Below are 954 nucleotides of genomic sequence, written 5' to 3' on the forward strand. Positions count from 1 at the left end.
GTTCGTAGCCGGTGAGAACTTGGTTCGTAGCCGGTGAGAACTTGGTCATTGCCGGTTGCACCGACTATTTTCCAGGTGCGGCCCGCATTCCTGTGACCCCTGGGACTTATCGCGTGCGTGTTTGCTTCTCCGGCCTCGATTCGTTGTCTGAGGATGGCCTCGACGGCGATGATCGGTACCATCTTCAGATCTGGCCCGCCCCGTTGGAGGACGTTTCGGTCGTCAAGCAACGTGCGCCGTAGACCGCAGTCGCGTACATGCCATGGCCGGATCCGGCCACTTGCTGTCGGTCGCGAATGGCTGCTTTCGGGCAGACTAAGGTCCAATGGACTCGACCGAACCGTACACCTACAAGGTTTTCGACGATGCCGCGATATGTTGTGCCGCCAAACGCCGGGCCCTATCGGGTCACGACAGCTCGTGCCGGCAATCCGCTTGTTTGCAACGACTACGCCGGACAGCGAAAGGTCCTAATCCCTTGTAGAACGAAGGAACAGGCGGAGGACCTCTGCAAGCAGCTCAACGAGGGCAAGAACGGTGAGGTATTCACGTAGGTTTTGAACGAGACGGCATCGCTTACTGCTAAGCCAATGCGGAAGGCGCCGTTCGGCCACTTCCTCCCGCCCACGAGCGTCTGCTCCCGGACTGCCGGAACCTAGTGCCCGTCGGCCAGGCGGCGAAGTGTGTCGGCGGGGCTCAACGCATATCTCCATGCTCGTGAGCGCATCGTGAGCGTCCAGTCTGACCATCTTGAGAATGCGATAGGCACATAGGAGCCTCGTACCCACCTCAACTTTGGTGGATACGTATGACCTTCCCCGTCCAACCCGCTGGCGCTCGGCGCCGGCGTCGGCTCCACAGCGACGAGTTCAAGGCCAATGCCGTGGCAGCCTGCATGCAGCCGGGGATGTCCATGGCAGCCGTGGCGATGGCGCATGGCATCAACGCCAACCT

The 954-nt window shown here is 60.7% G+C and carries 1 protein-coding gene; it reads left to right on the forward strand.

The window, feature by feature from the left end:
* Positions 1–808: 808 nt before the first annotated feature.
* On the forward strand, positions 809–954 hold a 146-nt coding region (locus AC1DXV_RS35010; protein ID WP_477938099.1), incomplete at its 3' end, for a transposase.

The sequence above is a fragment of the Rhizobacter sp. P3_C12 genome, from assembly GCF_056402735.1.